Origin of the sequence: Noviherbaspirillum aridicola, from assembly GCF_019656455.1 — a bacterium.
Classification (GTDB): Bacteria; Pseudomonadota; Gammaproteobacteria; order Burkholderiales; family Burkholderiaceae_D; genus Noviherbaspirillum; species Noviherbaspirillum aridicola.
The window spans coordinates 74521-93315 of the sequence record NZ_BPMK01000017.1; the positions used below are offsets into that span (position 1 = coordinate 74521).

General features: G+C 65.2%; 25 protein-coding genes. 22 read left to right on the forward strand and 3 right to left on the reverse strand.

Translation table 11 applies throughout. The annotated features are described in order from the left end of the window. The first annotated feature begins 3 nt into the window (after positions 1-3). The 18 genes from NCCP691_RS17645 (at position 4) to tatC (ending at position 12717) form a co-directional block, all read left to right on the forward strand. Positions 4-915: an ABC transporter ATP-binding protein gene (locus NCCP691_RS17645; RefSeq protein ID WP_220809878.1), complete on the forward strand. Its 912-nt coding sequence runs from the start codon at positions 4-6 to the stop codon at positions 913-915. Next, a complete protein-coding gene (locus NCCP691_RS17650; RefSeq protein WP_220809879.1) occupies positions 912-1667 on the forward strand; it encodes an ABC transporter permease in 756 nt (251 codons plus the stop codon). Before NCCP691_RS17645 ends, NCCP691_RS17650 begins: the two co-directional genes overlap by 4 nt. Before the next feature lie 30 nt (positions 1668-1697). After that, a complete protein-coding gene (locus tag NCCP691_RS17655) occupies positions 1698-1937 on the forward strand; it encodes a BolA family protein (RefSeq protein WP_220809880.1) in 240 nt (79 codons plus the stop codon). Beyond that, complete coding sequence (gene murA, locus NCCP691_RS17660; RefSeq protein WP_220809881.1) at positions 1937-3190, forward strand: UDP-N-acetylglucosamine 1-carboxyvinyltransferase; 1254 nt, start codon at positions 1937-1939, stop codon at positions 3188-3190. The genes NCCP691_RS17655 and murA overlap by 1 nt, the downstream gene beginning before the upstream one ends. Further along, a complete protein-coding gene (gene hisG, locus NCCP691_RS17665) occupies positions 3187-3837 on the forward strand; it encodes an ATP phosphoribosyltransferase (RefSeq protein ID WP_220809882.1) in 651 nt (216 codons plus the stop codon). Before murA ends, hisG begins: the two co-directional genes overlap by 4 nt. Positions 3838-3848: 11 nt before the next feature. Beyond that, positions 3849-5162 (forward strand): histidinol dehydrogenase, encoded by a 1314-nt coding sequence (hisD, locus tag NCCP691_RS17670; protein WP_220809883.1) that lies wholly within the window; start codon positions 3849-3851, stop codon positions 5160-5162. A gap of 32 nt (positions 5163-5194) precedes the next feature. Beyond that, on the forward strand, positions 5195-5965 hold the full coding sequence (locus tag NCCP691_RS17675) for a DNA-methyltransferase (RefSeq protein WP_220809884.1): 771 nt from the start codon (positions 5195-5197) through the stop codon (positions 5963-5965). A gap of 8 nt (positions 5966-5973) precedes the next feature. Continuing rightward, positions 5974-7080, forward strand: a complete 1107-nt coding sequence (gene hisC / locus NCCP691_RS17680; protein ID WP_220809885.1) for a histidinol-phosphate transaminase — start codon at positions 5974-5976, stop codon at positions 7078-7080. Between the two features lies 1 nt (position 7081). Next, positions 7082-7678 (forward strand): imidazoleglycerol-phosphate dehydratase HisB, encoded by a 597-nt coding sequence (gene hisB, locus NCCP691_RS17685; protein ID WP_220809886.1) that lies wholly within the window; start codon positions 7082-7084, stop codon positions 7676-7678. Positions 7679-7709: 31 nt separating this feature from the next. Then, positions 7710-8348, forward strand: coding sequence for an imidazole glycerol phosphate synthase subunit HisH (gene hisH, locus NCCP691_RS17690; protein ID WP_220809887.1), 639 nt, complete (start codon positions 7710-7712; stop codon positions 8346-8348). Between the two features lie 54 nt (positions 8349-8402). After that, the gene (gene hisA / locus NCCP691_RS17695) at positions 8403-9188 is read left to right on the forward strand and encodes a 1-(5-phosphoribosyl)-5-[(5-phosphoribosylamino)methylideneamino]imidazole-4-carboxamide isomerase (protein WP_220809888.1); all 786 of its coding nucleotides are present in this window, start codon (positions 8403-8405) and stop codon (positions 9186-9188) included. 2 nt (positions 9189-9190) lie between these two features. Next, a complete protein-coding gene (gene hisF, locus NCCP691_RS17700; RefSeq protein WP_220809889.1) occupies positions 9191-9955 on the forward strand; it encodes an imidazole glycerol phosphate synthase subunit HisF in 765 nt (254 codons plus the stop codon). Then, positions 9952-10338, forward strand: a complete 387-nt coding sequence (hisI, locus tag NCCP691_RS17705) for a phosphoribosyl-AMP cyclohydrolase (RefSeq protein WP_220809890.1) — start codon at positions 9952-9954, stop codon at positions 10336-10338. The genes hisF and hisI overlap by 4 nt, the downstream gene beginning before the upstream one ends. Before the next feature lie 45 nt (positions 10339-10383). Then, positions 10384-10719 (forward strand): phosphoribosyl-ATP diphosphatase, encoded by a 336-nt coding sequence (locus NCCP691_RS17710; protein ID WP_220809891.1) that lies wholly within the window; start codon positions 10384-10386, stop codon positions 10717-10719. 48 nt (positions 10720-10767) lie between these two features. Then, the gene (locus NCCP691_RS17715; RefSeq protein ID WP_220809892.1) at positions 10768-11142 is read left to right on the forward strand and encodes a histidine triad nucleotide-binding protein; all 375 of its coding nucleotides are present in this window, start codon (positions 10768-10770) and stop codon (positions 11140-11142) included. A 54-nt stretch (positions 11143-11196) separates the two neighbouring features. Then, a complete protein-coding gene (gene tatA / locus NCCP691_RS17720) occupies positions 11197-11400 on the forward strand; it encodes a Sec-independent protein translocase subunit TatA (RefSeq protein ID WP_220809893.1) in 204 nt (67 codons plus the stop codon). A 64-nt stretch (positions 11401-11464) separates the two neighbouring features. Beyond that, positions 11465-11959 (forward strand): Sec-independent protein translocase protein TatB, encoded by a 495-nt coding sequence (tatB, locus tag NCCP691_RS17725; protein ID WP_220809894.1) that lies wholly within the window; start codon positions 11465-11467, stop codon positions 11957-11959. Next, positions 11959-12717, forward strand: coding sequence for a twin-arginine translocase subunit TatC (gene tatC / locus NCCP691_RS17730; RefSeq protein WP_220809895.1), 759 nt, complete (start codon positions 11959-11961; stop codon positions 12715-12717). The genes tatB and tatC overlap by 1 nt, the downstream gene beginning before the upstream one ends. A 2-nt stretch (positions 12718-12719) precedes the next feature. Here tatC and NCCP691_RS17735 read toward each other — a convergent pair whose 3' ends face one another. Further along, on the reverse strand, positions 12720-13391 hold the full coding sequence (locus NCCP691_RS17735) for a DUF2461 domain-containing protein (RefSeq protein ID WP_220809896.1): 672 nt from the start codon (positions 13389-13391) through the stop codon (positions 12720-12722). 3 nt (positions 13392-13394) lie between these two features. Continuing rightward, on the reverse strand, positions 13395-14561 hold the full coding sequence (locus NCCP691_RS17740) for a Do family serine endopeptidase (RefSeq protein WP_220809897.1): 1167 nt from the start codon (positions 14559-14561) through the stop codon (positions 13395-13397). 12 nt (positions 14562-14573) lie between these two features. On the opposite strand from NCCP691_RS17740, the gene NCCP691_RS17745 reads away from it, so the two are divergent. Continuing rightward, the gene (locus NCCP691_RS17745; protein ID WP_220809898.1) at positions 14574-15338 is read left to right on the forward strand and encodes a Nif3-like dinuclear metal center hexameric protein; all 765 of its coding nucleotides are present in this window, start codon (positions 14574-14576) and stop codon (positions 15336-15338) included. Between the two features lie 65 nt (positions 15339-15403). Continuing rightward, complete coding sequence (locus NCCP691_RS17750; RefSeq protein ID WP_220809899.1) at positions 15404-16114, forward strand: response regulator; 711 nt, start codon at positions 15404-15406, stop codon at positions 16112-16114. A 9-nt stretch (positions 16115-16123) separates the two neighbouring features. Here the strand turns inward: NCCP691_RS17750 and mscL are convergent, their stop codons facing one another. After that, complete coding sequence (mscL, locus tag NCCP691_RS17755; RefSeq protein ID WP_220809900.1) at positions 16124-16546, reverse strand: large conductance mechanosensitive channel protein MscL; 423 nt, start codon at positions 16544-16546, stop codon at positions 16124-16126. A gap of 226 nt (positions 16547-16772) precedes the next feature. Between mscL and petA the strand changes: the two genes are divergently transcribed. After that, a complete protein-coding gene (petA, locus tag NCCP691_RS17760) occupies positions 16773-17381 on the forward strand; it encodes a ubiquinol-cytochrome c reductase iron-sulfur subunit (protein WP_220809901.1) in 609 nt (202 codons plus the stop codon). A 3-nt stretch (positions 17382-17384) separates the two neighbouring features. Beyond that, positions 17385-18794: a cytochrome b gene (locus tag NCCP691_RS17765; protein ID WP_220809902.1), complete on the forward strand. Its 1410-nt coding sequence runs from the start codon at positions 17385-17387 to the stop codon at positions 18792-18794. The last annotated feature ends 1 nt before the right edge of the window (position 18795 follow it).

The window sequence follows — 18795 nt, forward strand, 5'->3', positions numbered from 1 at the left end:
ATCATGGCTGCCCTCCAGATCCTCAATGTCGAGAAACGCTACAAGTCGCTGCAGGCGCTCGGCGGCGTCACGTTCTCCGTCGAACCGGGAGAATTCTTTGGCCTGCTCGGGCCGAACGGCGCCGGCAAGACGACGCTGATCTCCATCATCGCCGGCCTGTCGCGCGCCGATGCCGGCACGGTCAGCATTCTCGGGCACGACGTGGTCAGCGATTACCGCGAGGCCCGCAGCAGGCTCGGCGTGGTGCCCCAGGAGCTGGTGTTCGATCCCTTCTTCACCGTGCGCGAAACGCTGCGCATGCAGTCCGGCTACTTCGGCCTGCGCAAGAACGACGCGTGGATCGACGAGGTGATGGACAATCTCGACCTCACCGACAAGGCCGATACCAACATGCGCGCGCTTTCCGGCGGCATGAAGCGCCGCGTGCTGGTGGCGCAGGCGCTGGTGCACAAGCCGCCGGTCATCGTCCTCGACGAACCCACCGCCGGCGTCGACGTCGAGCTGCGGCAGACCTTGTGGAAGTTCATCTCCCGCCTCAACCGCGAGGGGCACACCATCGTTCTCACGACCCACTACCTCGAGGAAGCGCAGGCCTTGTGCAACCGCGTGGCCATGCTCAAGGCCGGCAAGGTGGTGGCGCTGGACAAGACCTCGTCGCTGATCCGGCGCATCTCCGGCTCGCAGCTCGTCGTCAGCCTCGCACGGGGCACGCTTCCCGATGCGCTCAAGCCGCTCGTCTCGCATCCCGACGAACTCGTCAGCGGCAGCAAGTACACCCTGCGGGTGAACGAGTACAGCGACGTGGAACCCATCCTGGCGACGCTGCGCCAATCCGGCGCGGTGATCGAAGACATGCAGCTGCAGCAGGCCGACCTCGAGGATGTGTTCATCCAGATCATGGAGGGCGAGAAATGACGGGCTTCCAGACCCTGTTCTACAAGGAAGTGCTGCGCTTCTGGAAAGTCGCGACGCAGACGATCTCGGCACCCATCCTGACCGCGATGCTGTACCTGCTGATCTTCGGCCACGTGCTCGAAGAGCATGTGCAGGTCTATCCGGGCGTCAGCTACACCTCCTTCCTGATCCCGGGCCTGGTGATGATGAGCGTGCTGCAGAACTCCTTCGCCAACAGCTCGTCCTCGCTGATCCAGTCCAAGATCACCGGCAACCTGGTGTTCGTGCTGCTGCCGCCGCTGTCGCACTGGGAGCTGTTCGGCGCCTATGTGCTGGCGTCGGCGGTGCGCGGCCTGACGGTGGGCGCCGGCGTGTTCCTGATCACAGCCTGGTTTGCCGACCTGTCGTTCGCCGCGCCGTTGTGGATCGGCGCATTCGCGCTGCTGGGCGCGGCCATCCTCGGCACCATGGGCCTGATCGCGGGCATCTGGGCGGAGAAGTTCGATCAGCTCGCCGCTTTCCAGAATTTCCTGATCATGCCGGCAACCTTCCTGTCCGGCGTGTTCTATTCGATCCACTCGCTGCCGCCTTTCTGGCAGGGCGTGTCGCACTTCAACCCGTTTTTTTATATGATTGACGGCTTCCGGTACGGCTTCTTCGGCCAGTCCGACGTCAGTCCCCTGTTCAGTTTTTCCATCGTCAGCGTGTTCTTCCTGCTGCTGGCGGCTTTCGCAATCCGCATGCTCAGGAGCGGCTACAAGCTGCGCCACTGAGCGGCACCCTGCGCACGAAAGGAAACACCCATGCTGCCCACACCCGATCTCGTCAAGAGCTATATTGCCGCCGGCCTCGAATGCACCCACCTCGAAGTGGAAGGCGACGGCCAGCATTTCAACGCCGTCATCGTCTCGCCCGCGTTCGCCGGCAAGCGACCGATCCAGCGCCACCAGCTGGTCTATGCCGCGCTCGGCGACCGCATGCGCCAGGAAATCCACGCGCTGTCGATGAAGACACTCACCCCTGAAGAATTCCAGCAACAGTAATGGACAAACTGCTCATCACGGGCGGTCGCCGCCTGTCCGGCGACATTCCCATCTCCGGCGCCAAGAACGCCGCGCTGCCCATCCTCTGCGCGGGCCTGCTTACCGCCGACACGCTGCAACTGTCCAACGTGCCGCACCTGCAGGACGTCAACACCATGCTCAAGCTGCTGAGGCAGATGGGCCTGGGCGTCGAGCAGGACGGCGAGCGCATGGCGCTCAACGGCGGCAGCGTCGACAAGTACGAAGCGCCGTATGAAATGGTCAAGACCATGCGCGCGTCCATCCTGGTGCTCGGCCCGCTGCTGGCGCGCTTCGGCGAAGCCAAGGTGTCGCTGCCCGGCGGCTGCGCCATCGGCTCGCGGCCGGTCGACCAGCACATCAAGGGCCTGCAGGCGATGGGCGCCGAGATCAGCATCGAAGCCGGCTACATCAATGCGCGCGCCAAGCGGCTGCGCGGCGCGCGCATCGTGACCGACATGATCACCGTCACCGGCACCGAAAACCTGCTGATGGCCGCCGTGCTGGCCGACGGCGAGACCGTGCTGGAAAACGCCGCGCGCGAGCCGGAAGTCACCGACCTCGCCAACCTGCTGGTGGCGATGGGCGCGAAGATCGACGGCATCGGAACCGACCGCCTCGTGATCCAGGGCGTGGAGCGCCTGCATGGCGCGTCCCACACCGTGATCGCCGACCGCATCGAGACCGGCACCTTCCTGTGCGCGGCGGCCGCGGCCGGCGGCGACGTCACGCTCACCCGTACCCGCAGCGATATCCTCGAGGTCGCGCTCGACAAGCTGCGCGAAGCCGGCGCGGTGATCACCACCGGGCCCGACTGGATCCGCCTGCAGATGGCGGCGCGGCCGAAGGCGGTCAGCTTCCGCACCACCGAATACCCGGGCTTCCCGACCGACATGCAGGCGCAGTTCATGGCGCTCAACTGCATCGCCGACGGCAGCAGCCGCATCACCGAGACCATCTTCGAGAACCGCTTCATGCACGTGCAGGAGCTCAACCGTCTCGGCGCCTCGATCGACATCGACGGCCACACCGCGCTGGTGCAGGGCGTCGAGCGGCTGGTCGGCGCGCCGGTGATGGCGACCGATCTGCGCGCCTCGGCCTCGCTGGTCATCGCCGGCCTGGTCGCGCAGGGCCAGACCCTGGTCGACCGCATCTATCACCTCGACCGCGGCTATGACCGGATGGAAGCGAAGCTTTCCGCCGTCGGCGCCGACATCCAGCGAGTCAAGGAATGAGCCGCCAGCTGACCCTGGCCCTGTCCAAGGGCCGCATCTTCGAAGAGACGCTGCCCCTGCTGCAGGCCGCCGGCATCACCGTCGCCGAGGACCCGGAAAAATCGCGCAAGCTGATCCTGCCGACCAACGATCCCGATGTGCGCGTGATCATCGTGCGCGCCTCAGACGTGCCGACCTATGTCCAGTACGGCGCCGCCGACTTCGGCGTGGCCGGCAAGGATGTGCTGCTCGAGCACGGCGGCGAGGGCCTGTACCAGCCGATCGACCTCAATATCGCCAGGTGCCGCCTGTCGGTCGCGGTACCCGCCGGCTTCGACTACGCCAGCGCGGTGCGCCAGGGCGCGCGCCTGCGCGTGGTCACCAAGTACGTCAAGTGCGCGCGCGAGCATTTCGCCGCCAAGGGCGTGCACGTGGACCTGATCAAGCTCTACGGCTCGATGGAACTCGGGCCGCTGGTCGGCCTGTCGGATGCGATCGTCGACCTCGTCAGCACCGGCAGCACGCTGCGCGCCAACAACCTGGTCGAGGTCGAACACATCCTCGACATTTCCTCGCGCCTGGTGGTCAACCAGGCCGCGCTCAAGCTCAAGCGCGAGCGTCTGCAGCCCATCCTCGACGCGTTCGAAAAAGCCTCGGCCAATCGCTAAACCTGACCGCCATGCCCGTCCAGATCCGCAAACTCGACTCCAGCACCCCCGGCTTCCGGGAACAACTCTCCGCCGTCCTCGCCTTCGAAGCGGGCGAGGATGAAGCCATCGACCGCGCCGCGGCGACCATCCTCGCCGACGTCAAGGCCCGCGGCGACGCTGCCGTGCTCGAGTACACCAACCGTTTCGACAAGCTCGAAGCGCAGGCGGTGGCGGCCCTGGAGATCGGCCGCGAGGAACTGCAGGCGGCGCTGGCCGGCCTCGCGCCGCAGCGCCGCGAAGCGCTGCAGATCGCCGCCGATCGCGTGCGCGACTACCACCAGAGGCAGAAGCAGGAGACCGGCGGCGACGGCTTCACCTACACCGAAGCCGACGGCACCGTGCTCGGACAGAAGGTCACGCCGCTGGACCGCGTCGGCATCTACGTCCCCGGCGGCAAGGCCGCCTATCCGTCCTCGGTGCTGATGAACGCCATCCCGGCCAAGGTCGCCGGCGTGCAGGAAGTGATCATGGTGGTGCCCACGCCGGCCGGCGTGAAGAACGAACTGGTGCTGGCGGCCGCCGCGCTGGCGGGTGTCGACCGCGTGTTCACGATCGGCGGCGCGCAGGCCGTCGGCGCGCTCGCCTACGGCACCGCCACCATCCCCCAGGTGGACAAGATCGTCGGTCCCGGCAATGCCTATGTCGCCGCCGCCAAGCGCCGCGTGTTCGGCATCGTCGGCATCGACATGATCGCCGGCCCGTCGGAAATCCTGGTGCTGTGCGACGGCACCACCGATCCCGACTGGGTGGCGATGGATCTGTTCTCCCAGGCCGAGCATGACGAACTCGCGCAGTCCATCCTGGTATGCCCCGACGCCGCCTACATCGACAAGGTGGAAGCCAGCATCAACCGCCAGCTCGATGGCATGCCGCGCAGGGACGTGATCCGTACCTCGCTGACCAACCGCGGCGCGATGGTCAAGGTGCGCGACATGGACGAGGCCTGCGAGATCGCCAACCTGATCGCCGCCGAGCACCTCGAAATCTCCGCCGAGCAGCCGCAGCAATGGGCGGACAAGATCCGCCACGCGGGCGCGATGTTCCTCGGCCGCTTCTCGTCCGAGTCGCTCGGCGATTACTGCGCCGGACCCAACCACGTGCTGCCGACCTCGCGCACCGCGCGTTTTTCCTCGCCGCTGGGCGTCTACGATTTCCAGAAGCGCTCGTCCATCATCCACGTGAGCGAAGCGGGCGCCCGCACCCTCGGCAAGGTGGCGGCCGAGCTCGCCTATGGCGAAGGCCTGCAGGCGCACGCCGGCAGCGCGGAGTACCGACTCAAATGAGCCTGACGCGGTCCGCGGGCGGGCGGCGCTGAATGGGCGCCTGGCTCAACCGCATCTGGTGCGAGGACGCACTTCAGGGGCTGGCGCGCATTCCCGACGCCAGCGTCGACCTGCTGATCGCCGATCCGCCCTACGGGCTCGGCAAGGATTACGGCAACGACTCCGACAAGCTCGACGCCGGCGCCTACCTGGAATGGACGCGGCAGTGGGTCGATGCGGCGCTGCCCAAGCTCAAGTCCAACGGCAGCCTGTACATCTTCCTGACCTGGCGCTATTCGCCGGAGATTTTCGTCATGCTCAAGCAGCGCATGACGATGATCAACGAGATCATCTGGGACCGCCGCGTGCCCTCGATGGGCGGCAGCACGCGCCGCTTTTCATCGGTGCACGACACGATCGGCTTTTTCGCCCGCGCCCGGGATTATTATTTCGATCTCGACGCGGTGCGCATCCCCTATGACGCCGAGACCAAGAAGGCGCGCTCGCGCTCCATCTTCGTCGGCGCCAAGTGGCTGGAGATCGGCTACAACCCGAAGGATGTCTGGAGCGTGTCGCGCCTGCACCGGGAGCACCGCGAGCGTGCCGACCATCCGACCCAGAAGCCGCTCGAGGTGGTGGAGCGGATGGTGAAAGCCTCCTGTCCGCCGGGCGGCGTGGTGCTCGATCCCTTCATGGGCAGCGGCACCACCGCGGTCGCCGCCCGCCGCTGCGGCCGGAATTACGTGGGCTTCGAACTGAATCCCGACTACTGTGCACTCATAGATAACCGCCTCGCCGGCCTGGACAAGCCGGAAGCGGCCTGAAAAACGCCATGTCACTCATCGAAAACATCATCCGCCCCGAAATCCGCGCGCTCGCCGCCTATCACGTGCCCGAATCGGAAGGCTTCATCAAGCTCGATGCGATGGAAAATCCCTACGAGCTGCCGCAGGACCTGCGGGCGGAACTCGGCCGCCGCCTGGCCGACGTCGCGATGAACCGCTATCCGGTGCCGTCCTATGCCGCGCTCAAGGCCAGGCTGTCGGCCGCGTTCGGCGTGCCGGCCGGCTACGGACTCACGCTGGGCAACGGCTCCGACGAGCTGATCAGCATGCTGTCGGTCGCCTGCGCCCGCCCCGGCGCGAAGGTGCTGGCGCCGTTGCCGGGCTTCGTCATGTATTCGATGTCGGCCCGCTTCGCCGGCCTGGAATTCGTCGGCGTGCCGCTCAGGCCCGACTTCAGCCTCGACAAGCCGGCGATGCTGGCGGCGATCGCCGAACACCGCCCGGCCATCACCTATCTCGCCTATCCGAACAACCCCACCGGCAACCTGTTCGACGCGGCCGACATGGAAGACATCATCCGCGCCGTCGGCGACAGCGGCGTGGTGGTGGCGGACGAGGCCTATCAGCCCTTCGCCCAGGCCAGCTTCATGTCCCGCCTGCCCGCGTTCCCCAATCTGGTGGTGATGCGCACCGTGTCCAAGCTCGGCCTGGCCGGCATCCGGCTCGGCTACATGTCGGCGTCCGAGGCGCTGCTGGCGGAGTTCGAAAAAGTCCGTCCGCCCTACAACATCAATGTCCTGACCCAGGCGGCCGCCGAATTCATGCTCGAGCACGTCCCGGTGCTGGACGCGCAGGCCGCGCAGCTGAGGGAGCAGCGCGCACTGCTGGCGCAGGCGCTCGCCGCGCTGCCGGGCGTGGAAGTCTTCCCCTCGGCCGCGAATTTCTTGCTGGTCCGCATCAAATCCGCGGCGGCGAATGCCGACACCGTCTACTCCGCGCTGCTGGCGCGGAAGGTTTTGGTGAAAAATGTCGGTAAAATGCACGCATTGCTCGAAAACTGCCTGCGGGTGACCGTCAGCACCCCTGAAGAGAACCGGATTTTCCTCGATGCCTTCCAGGCATCGCTCGCATCAACATCAACCGCACCCGCTTAACATGTCCACGCCACGCGTTGCAGAGGTCACACGCAATACCAACGAGACGCAGATCCGCGTCCTGCTCAACCTCGACGGCACCGGCCAGCAGAAGCTGAACACCGGCGTCCCCTTCCTCGACCACATGCTCGACCAGATCGCCCGCCACGGGCTGATCGACCTCGACATCGAGGCCAGGGGCGATCTGCATATCGACGCCCACCACACCGTGGAAGACACCGGCATCACGCTAGGCCAGGCGTTCGCCAGGGCGCTCGGCGACAAGAAGGGGGTGCGCCGCTACGGCCACGCCTACGTGCCGCTCGACGAGGCGCTGTCGCGGGTGGTGGTCGATTTCTCCGGCCGCCCGGGGCTGCATTTCAACGTGCCGTTCACCCGCGCCATGATCGGCGGCTTCGATGTCGACCTCACACGCGAGTTCTTCCAGGGCTTCGTCAATCACGCGCAGGTCACACTTCACATCGATAATCTGCGTGGGGACAACGCGCACCACCAGTGCGAAACCGTGTTCAAGGCCTTCGGCCGCGCGCTGCGCATGGCGGCCGAACTCGACCCGCGCGCGGCGGGCACCATCCCCTCGACCAAGGGCAGCCTGTAACGCCGCCGCGGGCGGCATTGCGATTTCAGACATGAACAAGATCGTTGTAGTGGATTACGGCATGGGCAACCTGCGCTCGGTGGCACAGGCCTTGCGACATGTCGCGCCGGAGGCCGACGTGCGCATTTCCGGTGCGCTGGAGGACATCCGCGCCGCCGACCGCCTGGTGCTGCCGGGGCAGGGCGCCATGCCCGACTGCATGCGCAGCCTGCGCGAGTCCGGCCTGCAGGAGGCCGTCATCGAATCGACCCGCAGCAAGCCGCTGCTCGGCGTATGCGTCGGTGAGCAGTTACTGTTCGACTGGAGCGAGGAAGGCGACACGCCCGGCATCGGCCTGATCCCCGGGAAGGTGGTGCGCTTCCAGCTCGATGGCATGCTGCAGGAGGACGGCTCCCGCTTCAAGGTGCCGCAGATGGGCTGGAACCGGGTCCGCCAGACCCTGGATCATCCGATGTGGGCCGACATACCTGATGACAGCTACTTCTATTTCGTGCACAGTTATTACGCAGTGCCCGCCTCGCCGGAATTCACGGCGGGCGAAACGACCTACGGTGCCCCGTTTACGTGCGCGGTCGCCAGGGACAATATCTTCGCTACCCAGTTTCACCCGGAAAAAAGCGCAGCTGCCGGTCTGCAGCTGTACAGGAATTTCGTACACTGGAATCCGTAGTCGCAAGCCATTGAAGAAGAAGTCAAACCTCACTCACTCGACCCAACCGTAGCCATGCTGCTGATACCTGCCATCGACCTCAAGGACGGTCATTGCGTACGCCTGAAACAGGGCGACATGGACCAAGCTACCGTTTTCTCCGACGATCCCGGCCAGATGGCGCGCCACTGGCTGGCCCAGGGCGCGCGCCGGCTGCACCTGGTCGACCTCAACGGCGCCTTCGCCGGCAAGCCGAAGAACGAGCCCGCGGTCAAGGCCATCATCAAGGCCGTGCGCGACTTCGCCGCGGAGAACGGCACCGAGGAAATCCCGATTCAGCTCGGCGGCGGCATCCGCGATCTCGACACCATCGAGCGCTTCCTCGACGACGGCCTGTCCTACATCATCATCGGCACCGCCGCGGTCAAGAACCCCGGCTTCCTGCACGATGCCTGCAGCGCCTTCCCGGGCCAGATCATCGTCGGCCTCGACGCCAAGGACGGCAAGGTCGCCACCGACGGCTGGAGCAAGCTGTCCGGCCACGAAGTGATCGACCTCGCCAAAAAATTCGAAGACTACGGCTGCGAAGCCATCGTCTACACCGACATCGGCCGCGACGGCATGATGGGCGGCGTCAACATCGACGCCACCGTCAAGCTCGCGCAGAGCATGACCATTCCCGTCATCGCCTCCGGCGGCGTGCACAACATCAAGGATGTGGAAGCCCTGTGCGCGGTGCAGGACGAGGGCATCGAAGGCGTGATCTGCGGCCGCTCCATCTACGAAGGCACGCTCGACCTGGGCGCCGCGCAGAAGCGGGCCGACGAACTGAGCGGCCTCGAACAGGCCGAAGAAGAGTAAGCATGACCCTTGCAAAACGCATCATCCCTTGCCTCGACGTGACCGCCGGCCGCGTCGTCAAGGGCGTCAATTTCGTCGAGCTGCGCGATGCCGGCGACCCGGTCGAGATCGCGCGCCGCTATGACGAGCAGGGCGCCGACGAACTCACCTTCCTCGACATCACCGCCACCTCCGACGACCGCGACCTGATCCTGCACATCATCGAGGACGTCGCCTCCCAGGTCTTCATTCCGCTCACCGTCGGCGGCGGCGTGCGCACCGTCGACGACGTGCGCCGCCTGCTCAATGCCGGCGCCGACAAGATCAGCATCAACAGCGCCGCGGTGGCCAATCCGCAGATGGTGCAGGACGCGGCCCACAAGTACGGTTCGCAGTGCATCGTGGTCGCCATCGACGCCAAGCGCACCGGCGAAGGCAAGTGGGAAGTCTTCACCCACGGCGGCCGCAAGCCGACCGGGCTGGACGTCATCGAGTGGGCCCGCAACATGGAAAGCCGGGGCGTGGGCGAGCTGCTGCTGACCAGCATGGACCGCGACGGCACCAGGAGCGGCTTCGACCTCGACCTGACGCGCGCCGTATCGGATGCGGTCAACATCCCCGTGATCGCTTCCGGCGGCGTGGGCGGCCTGCAGGACCTGGCCGACGGCGTGACCCGCGGCCGCGCCGACGCGGTGCTCGCCGCCAGCATCTTCCACTACGGCGAGCACACCGTGGGCGAAGCCAAGGCCTTCATGGCCCGCCAGGGCATCGCCGTGAGGCAGGCATGAATCCCGACTGGCTCGACAAGATCCGCTGGGATGAAAACGGCCTGGTGCCGGTGATCGCCCAGGAAGCCGGCACCAACGACGTGCTGATGTTCGCCTGGATGAACCGCGAGGCGCTCGCGCGCACCGTCGAACTGGGCGAGGCCGTGTACTGGAGCCGTTCGCGCCGCAAGCTGTGGCACAAGGGCGAGGAATCCGGCCATACCCAGAAAGTGCACGAGATCCGTCTCGACTGCGACGAGGACGTGGTGCTGCTCAAGGTCGAGCAGGCCGGTGCCATCGCCTGCCACACCGGCCGCCATTCCTGCTTCTTCCAGAAGCTCGAGGCGGACGGCTGGCAATCCGTCGAGCCGGTGCTCAAGGACCCGCACAGCATCTACAAGTAAGCAAGCTAACTCCCGCACGGGCGCAGGACCGGCCCTCCAGACATCATGAGCGAAACCCTCAAACGCCTGTCCGCGGTGATCGAATCCCGCAAGCTCGCCAACGGCGGCGACCCGGACAAGTCCTACGTGGCGCGCCTGTTCCAGAAGGGCGACGACGCCATCCTGAAAAAGATCGGCGAGGAAGCCACCGAAACCGTGCTCGCCGCCAAGGACGTGCGCGCCGGCGGCGACAAGTCCAAGCTGCTCTACGAATGCGCCGATCTCTGGTTCCATTCGATGGTCATGCTCGCGCATTTCGACCTCAAGCCGCAGGACGTGCTGGACGAACTCGCCCGCCGAGAGGGCATCTCAGGCATCGAAGAGAAGGCCAGCCGCGGCTGACACCGGCCCTGACATCCAGACAACCGACCAACGCAACCGGGAGACGACATGACCGACTGCATTTTCTGCAAGATCGCATCCAGGCAGATTCCGTCCAAGACGGCCTATGAAGACGAGGAGCTGATTGCCTTTCACGACATCAATCCCGCGGCTCCCGTGCATTTGCTGATCGTCCCGAAAAAACATATCCCGACCTTGGCAGATTGTGATCGCAGCGATGAAGCGTTGTTGGGTAGAATGATGCTCCTCGCGCCGAAGCTGGCGCAGGAGCACGGATGCGGCTATCAGCCCGACGGCGACGGCGGCACCGGCAGCGGCGGTTTCAAGACGCTCTTCAATACCGGACCCGATGGCGGACAGGAGGTGTACCATCTTCACCTGCACGTGATCGGCGGTCCGCGTCCCTGGCGCGGCCAGCGCTGAAGACGCGCAAGCATTTTGATTTCGGGGCGGCAGCGCCCCTCACAGGAGAAAGCAATGGGTTCTTTTAGCATCTGGCACTGGCTGATCGTGCTGGTGGTTGTCATGCTGATCTTCGGCACCAAGAAGCTCGGCAACGTCGGCTCCGACCTCGGCAAGGCGGTCAAGGGCTTCAAGGATGGCGTCAAGGGCGAGGAAGAAAAAACCGCCCAGGAAAAGTCGACCATCGACGTCGACGCCAAGGAAAAGAAGAGCTCCTGATATCCCTTTCGGGACACCGGGCAGCGCGCGCAGGCGCGGCTGCCTCGCCCCCATTTCATAGCCCATGATAGATCTCGGTCTTGACAAACTTGCACTGATTGGCGTCGTCGCGCTGGTCGTGATCGGCCCGGAGCGCCTGCCCAAGGTGGCGCGCATGGCCGGTACGCTGATCGGCCGCGCGCAGCGCTACATCAATGACGTCAAGTCCGAGGTCAGCCGCGAGATCGAGCTCGAAGAGCTGCGCAAGATGCGCACCGACGTGCAGGAAGCCGCCAGCGATGTCGAGCAATCCGTCGCCCAGGAACTGGCGGGCCTCGAGGGCGACATGCGCGACGCGCTGAGCAACCCGCTGCTCGAGCCCGGGCAGGAATACAGCGCGCCCGACCCGGTCGCGGTCAAGGCCAAGGATTTCCGCAAGAAGCGGCTCGCGCGCACCTCCGCCATTCCCGCCTGGTACAAGAAGCAGCACGGCCGCCGCACCCGCGTCATTTCCGGCGCGGCGCGGGTGGCCCGCTACCGGCCAGCCGGCGCGCGCAAATCCACCGTCTCCTTCCATTGATGACCGAAGATCAAAAAACGCCGGGCGAGGGGGATACCTTCATCTCGCATCTGGTCGAGCTGCGTACCCGGGTGGTGCGCGCTTCGATCGCCGTCATTGTCGTATTCCTGTGCCTGATGCCCTGGGCCGGCGCCATCTACGACCTGCTGGCCGCGCCGATGATGCTGGCCCTGCCCGAAGGCAGCCGCATGATCGCCACCGGCGTCATCACGCCCTTCCTGATTCCGGTGAAAGTGACGCTGCTGGTGGCCTTCCTGGTCGCCCTGCCGGTGGTGCTGTACCAGGCCTGGGCCTTCATCGCGCCCGGCCTGTACACGCACGAGAAGAAGCTCGTCATGCCGCTGGTGATTTCCTCCTCGGTGCTGTTCCTGGTCGGCATCGCCTTCTGCTATTTCTTCGTGTTCGGCGTGATCTTCAAGTTCATCAATGAATTCGCGCCGAAGTCGATCGCGGTGGCACCGGACATCGAAAGCTATTTCAGCTTCGTCATGACCCTGTTCATCGCCTTCGGCGTGACCTTCGAAGTGCCGGTGGTGGTGATCGTGCTGGTGCGCATGGGCCTGATGACGGTCGAGAAGCTCAAGCAGATCCGCCCGTACGTGATCGTCGGCGCGTTCGTGATCGCGGCAGTGATCACGCCGCCGGATGTGATGAGTCAGCTGCTGCTGGCGGTGCCGCTCTGCCTGCTCTATGAACTGGGCATCCTGCTGGCGCCGATGTTCGTGCGCGCCACCCGGGCACCGGAAGAAGCCGCCTGAACCTAAGCGGCCTGGCGCAGCCAGGCCACCAGCGGATAGGCATCCCTGAAGCCGGCCGCGAGTTCCTTGCCGAGATCCGCCGGCACCCGCTTGCCGATCGCGGTTTCCTTCCAGACGATGAAGCTCTTCAGCTTCAGGTATTCGATGTGCGGCGCATCGGCGTCGAATCCCTTGGGCGGCCGCGCCAGCTTGCCTTCCTGCTGCAGGTCGCCGTAGGTCTCCTTCAGCTTCCTGTTCTTCAGCATCTTCGAAAAGCCGTCGGCATCGGCGACCACGTGCTGCCGGATCGCGCGCAGCCTGTCCGGCGGCGGCATGTATTCGCCGCCCGCCACCAGCAGCTTGCCCTCGGCATCGACATGGAAGTAATAGGCCGGCCCGCCGCCCTGGCTGGGCTTCTTCAGGCCGCTGGCGGTGATCGCGGCCGAGAACGTGGTCTTGTAGGGGCTCTTGTCGCGCGAGAAGCGCATGTCGCGATTGATGCGGAACAGTGCCTTTTTCGGATTGCAGCCCGCCACTGCCGGATCGAACTTCACGATCTGCGGAATCAGCGCCGTCACCAGTTCCAGAAACTCCGCCCGCAGAATGTCATAGCGCGGCTTGTTCATCACAAACCAGGCGCGGTTGTTGTTCTCCGAGAGTTCGGACAGGAACTGGATCAGGTCGCGGGTATGCATCGATTACTCCCGTTCTTCGCGCCGCGGCTTGGGCCGCTTGCCGACCACCACGTCGATCGTCGACTCCTGGTTCCTGCGCAACACCGTCAGCCTTGCCTTGCTGCCCGGCGTGAGCTGGGCGATCAGGTTGAGCATCGCGGTGGTGTCGGTCACCGGCTTGCCTTCCACCTGCAGCAGGATGTCGCCGGGCCGGATGCCGGCCTTGTCCGCCGGGCCGTTCTTCAGCACGCCTGCGATGATCGCGCCCGATTTGCGCGACAGGCCAAAGCTTTCCGCCAGTTCCGGCGTGATGTCCTGCGGTTCCACGCCGATCCAGCCGCGCACCTTCTGCCCGGTGGCGATGATGGATTCCATCACGTCCTTGACGGTACTCACCGGGATGGCGAAGCCGATGCCGAGCGAGCCGCCGCTGCGGGAGTAGATCGCGGTATTGATGCCGAGCAGATTGCCGTGCACGTCGATCAGCGCGCCGCCGGAATTGCCCGGATTGATCGCGGCATCGGTCTGGATGAAGTTCTCGAAGGTGTTGATGCCGAGATGGCTGCGGCCGAGCGCCGAGACGATGCCCATGGTGACGGTCTGGCCGACGCCGAACGGATTGCCGATGGCAAGCACCACGTCGCCGACCTTGGCCTGGTCCGCGTTGCCGAGCGTGATCGAGGGCAGGTTGTCGAGATTGATCTTGATGACGGCGAGGTCGGTCTCGGGATCGGTGCCGACCACCTTGCCGTCGGCCTTGCGGCCGTCGGCGAGGGCGACTTCGATCTCGTCCGCGGTTTCGATCACGTGGTTGTTGGTCAGCACATAACCCTGCGGGCTGACGACCACGCCGGAGCCCAGGCTGAACTGCTGGTCATCCTGCTGGTCGCCGAAGAAGCGGCGGAACAGCGGGTCGTCCATGAACGGCGATTTGGGCTGGCGCGAACCCTTGGTGGTATAGATGTTGACCACCGCCGGCATCGCGCGCTGGGCCGCCTCCCGGTAGGACGCCTGGGCGCCGGAGGAGGGCGTGGCCTGCAGCACCGGCACTTCGGTGGTGGTTACCTGGCCGCTCTGGCGTGCGGCGCCCACCAATGCCCCGGCCCACTGCGGCTTGAGGCTGGCTACAATGAACCAAAGCGCAAGACCGACGGTGACGGTTTGCGCGAACAACAACCAGAGACGTCGCATAAAGGGTTGAAGATGAGTGGATCAGTCAGCAGGGAAGAATTTGCAAAATACCTTGAGCAAACGCTCGATATTAACCGGTTTCGCGACTATTGCCCAAACGGCCTGCAGGTCGAAGGCAGGTCCGAAATCCGAACGGTCATCAGCGGCGTGACCGCCAGCCTCGCGCTGCTCGAAGCGGCCGCCGAGGCCGGCGCCGACGCCATCCTGGTCCATCACGGCTACTTCTGGCGCGGCGAGGACGCGCGGGTGGTCGGCCCCAAGCACAAGCGGCTGCGCCTGCTGCTGGCGCGCGACATCAACCTGTTCGCCTATCACCTGCCGCTGGACTCGCATCCCGAGTTCGGCAACAACGTGCAGCTGGCCGCGCGGCTCGGGCTGCAACCCGACGGGCGTTTCGGTGAAAACGATATCGGCTGGCTCGGCGCCGCGCAGCCGGGCGGGCCGCAGACGGCGGGCGGATTTGCCCGGCTGGTCGAAGAGCGGCTCGGCCGTGCGCCGATGCTGATCGGCGATCCGGAGCGGCCGGTGCGCCGCGTCGCCTGGTGCACCGGCGCCGCACACAGCATGCTCGACGCCGCGATCGCCGCCGGCGCCGACATCTACCTGAGCGGCGAAATCTCCGAGCCGACCGTCCACCTGTCGCGCGAGAGCCACGTCCCCTACCTCGCCTGCGGCCATCACGCCACCGAGCGCTACGGCGTGCAGGCGCTCGGCGAGCACCTCGCCGAGCGCTTTGGCATCGCTCACCGGTTTATCGACATTGCCAATCCAGTGTAAAAGAATTGAACCAGAAGTAGACCGAATCCCCTATCATATTGAAGATAAGAAACTAGGGAATCATCATGCTGGAGGAAGCAAAGCGCCCGCCGGTCGGCGTCCTGATCGTCGAAGACGAAGCGGTGACCCGCAAGTCGCACTGCCTCGCGGTGGAGTCGTCGCCCGAACTGCGCCTGCTCGACGCGCTCGACAATGTCGGCGCCGCGGTCGCCTGGCTCAAGGAGCGCGGGCCGGATGTGCTGCTGGTCGACCTCGGCCTGCCCGACGGCAGCGGCCTCGATGTGATCCGCGCCTGCGCGGCGAACTGGCCGGCCGCCGACATCATGGTCGTCAGCGCCGACAGCGACGAGGCCAGCGTTCTCTCATGCATCGAGGCCGGCGCCAGCGGTTACGTGCTCAAGAATGCGGTCGGCCCCGACCTGGTGCGCGCGATTCTCGACCTGCGGCAGGGCGGCGCGCCGATGAGCCCCGCCATCGCCCGCATGGTGCTGACCAGGATTCGCGGCAACGCCGCTCCCGAGCCGGCGCCGGTGCCGCAGGCGGAGGAGGCCGCGTCAACCCGGCTGACCAAGCGCGAAACCGTCATTCTCGACCTGATCGCCAAGGGCCAGAGCTACGGCGAGGTGGCCCGCCTGCTGGCCGTCTCGGTCGGCACCGTCCAGACCCACATCAAGAACATCTACGGCAAGCTGTCGGTCCACTCCCGCGGCGAGGCCGTGTTCGAGGCGCACAAGCGCGGCCTGCTGCAATTCGAACAGGCCCGCGGCCAGAAGTGACGGCGGCCTCTACTGTTTTCTGAGCGCGTCGCGGATCTCGCGCAGCAGCAGCGTGTCTTCCGGCGGCGGCGCCGGCTCGGTCTTCTCCGGCGCCGGGTTGCGCCTGGCCTTGTTGATCGCCCTGACCATCTGGAAGATCACGAAAGCCAGGATCACGAAATTCAGCAGGATCGTCGCAAAGCTGCCATAGGCCAGCACCGCGCCCGCTTTCTTGGCCTCGGCCAGCGTCAGCTCGGCGCTCTGGCCGTTGAGCGGCAGGTAGTAGTTGCTGAAATCCAGTCCGCCGACCAGCTTGCCGACCAGCGGCATGATCACGTCGTGCACCAGCGAATCCACGATCTTGCCGAATGCGCCGCCGATGATGACGCCTACCGCCAGGTCGATGACATTGCCCTTGATCGCGAACGACCTGAATTCCGACAGCATTCCCATGTTCTTCCTCCCCGAATACGATGACTGAAAAGCAAGCCGGCGGCCGATGCCGCCGACTCTTGCCGGATTGTCACAGAAAAGCCGGGGAGCGGCGTGGCGGGGCGGTGAAAAGTTCCCTTCAATTGCCCTGGCACATCTTGTATTCGCTTTAATTCGGAAACGCCGTCCGCTATAATCTAAGGTTGCTAGAAGTTTTATTCAGGTTTTTCTTAGATATGGGGTCGGTATGAGTAACGAAAAGCAGGTCGATTCCGGTCGACGCGGCTTGCTCGTCGCCACTGCAGCGGCGGGCGGTGTGGCTGGTTTGGCCACTGCGGGGGCCTTTGTGTCCACCTTCCAGCCGTCGGAGCGGGCAAAGGCCGCCGGCGCGCCGGTCGAAGTGGATATCGCCGGTCTCCAGCCGGGCGAAATGCGGACCGTCGAATGGCGCGGCAAGCCGGTATGGATCCTGAAGCGTTCGCCCGAAATGGTCGAATCGCTGAAGAAGACCGATAACCTGGTCGCCGATCCCAACTCCGAGCGCAATCCGACCGAACTGACCCCGGAATACGCCCGCAACCAGTACCGTTCCCGCAAGCCCGACATCCTCGTCGCGGTCGGTATCTGCTCCCACCTCGGCTGCTCGCCGACGACCAAGCTGCAGTCCGGTCCCCAGCCTTCCCTGCCCGACGACTGGGCCGGCGGCTTCCTCTGCCCGTGCCACGGCTCCACTTTCGACCTGGCCGGCCGCGTGTTCAAGAACGTCCCTGCGCCCGACAACCTCCAGGTTCCGCCGTACATGTTCGAAGGGGACACCAAGCTGGTCATTGGCAAAGACGAGAAAGGCGAGGCGTAATAAATGGGACAACCGACACAACACAAACCGCACGGCACGCCGGTGCCGCTTTCCGGTCGCGCGCTGCAGTGGGTCGATGAGCGCTTCCCGCTGTCCTCCACCTGGAAGGCGCACGTCTCCGAGTACTACGCGCCCAAGAACTTCAACTGGTGGTACATCTTCGGCTCGCTGGCGCTGCTGGTGCTGGTGATCCAGATCGTCACCGGCATCTTCCTGGTCATGCACTACAAGCCGGACGCCAACCTGGCGTTCGCCTCGGTCGAGTACATCATGCGCGACGTGCCCTGGGGCTGGCTGGTGCGCTACATGCACTCGACCGGCGCCTCGGCCTTCTTCATCGTGGTCTACCTGCACATGACCAAGGCGCTGCTGTACGGTTCCTACCGCAAGCCGCGCGAACTGCTGTGGCTGTTCGGCGTGGGCATCTTCCTGGCGCTGATGGCCGAGGCATTCTTCGGCTACCTGCTCCCGTGGGGCCAGATGTCCTTCTGGGGCGCGCAGGTGATCGTCAACCTGTTCGGCGCGATCCCGTTCATCGGTCCGGACCTGTCGCTGTGGATCCGCGGCGACTACGTGGTCTCCGACGCGACCCTGAACCGCTTCTTCTCGTTCCATGTGATCGCCATCCCGCTGATCCTGATCGGCCTGGTGCTGGCGCACATCGTCGCGCTGCATGAAGTCGGTTCCAACAACCCGGACGGCATCGAGATCAAGAAGAACAAGGACGCCAACGGCGTGCCGCTCGACGGCATCCCGTTCCACCCGTACTACTCGGTGCACGACATCTTCGGCGTCTCGATCTTCCTGATCGTGTTCTCGGCCGTGGTGTTCTTCGCGCCGGAAATGGGCGGCTACTTCCTGGAGTACAACAACTTCATCCCGGCCGACCCGCTGAAGACGCCGCCGCACATCGCGCCGGTCTGGTATTTCACGCCGTTCTACTCGATCCTGCGCGCAACCACGTCGCAGTTCATGTACGCGCTCGAAGTCGGCGTCATCGCCTACGTCGCACTGGTCGTCCTGAAGACCCGCCTGGCAGGCGCCGTCAAGATCGGCATCGTGATCGCCGGCGCGGTGCTGCTGATCGCAATGTTCATCTTCGACGCCAAGTTCTGGGGCGTGGTGCTGATGGGCGTGTCGGTGCTGATCCTGGCCGCGCTGCCATGGCTCGACCACTCGCCGGCGAAGTCGCTCCGCTATCGTCCGACCTGGCACGGCTACATCTACCTGGTCTTCGGCATCGCCTTCCTGGTGCTCGGCTATCTCGGCATCCTGCCCCCGACCCCGGGCCGCACGATCGTCGCCCAGATCTGCACCTTCATCTACTTCGGCTTCTTCCTGCTGATGCCGTGGTGGAGCACCATGGGCAAATTCAAGCCCGTGCCCGACCGTGTCACGTTCAAGCCGCACTAAG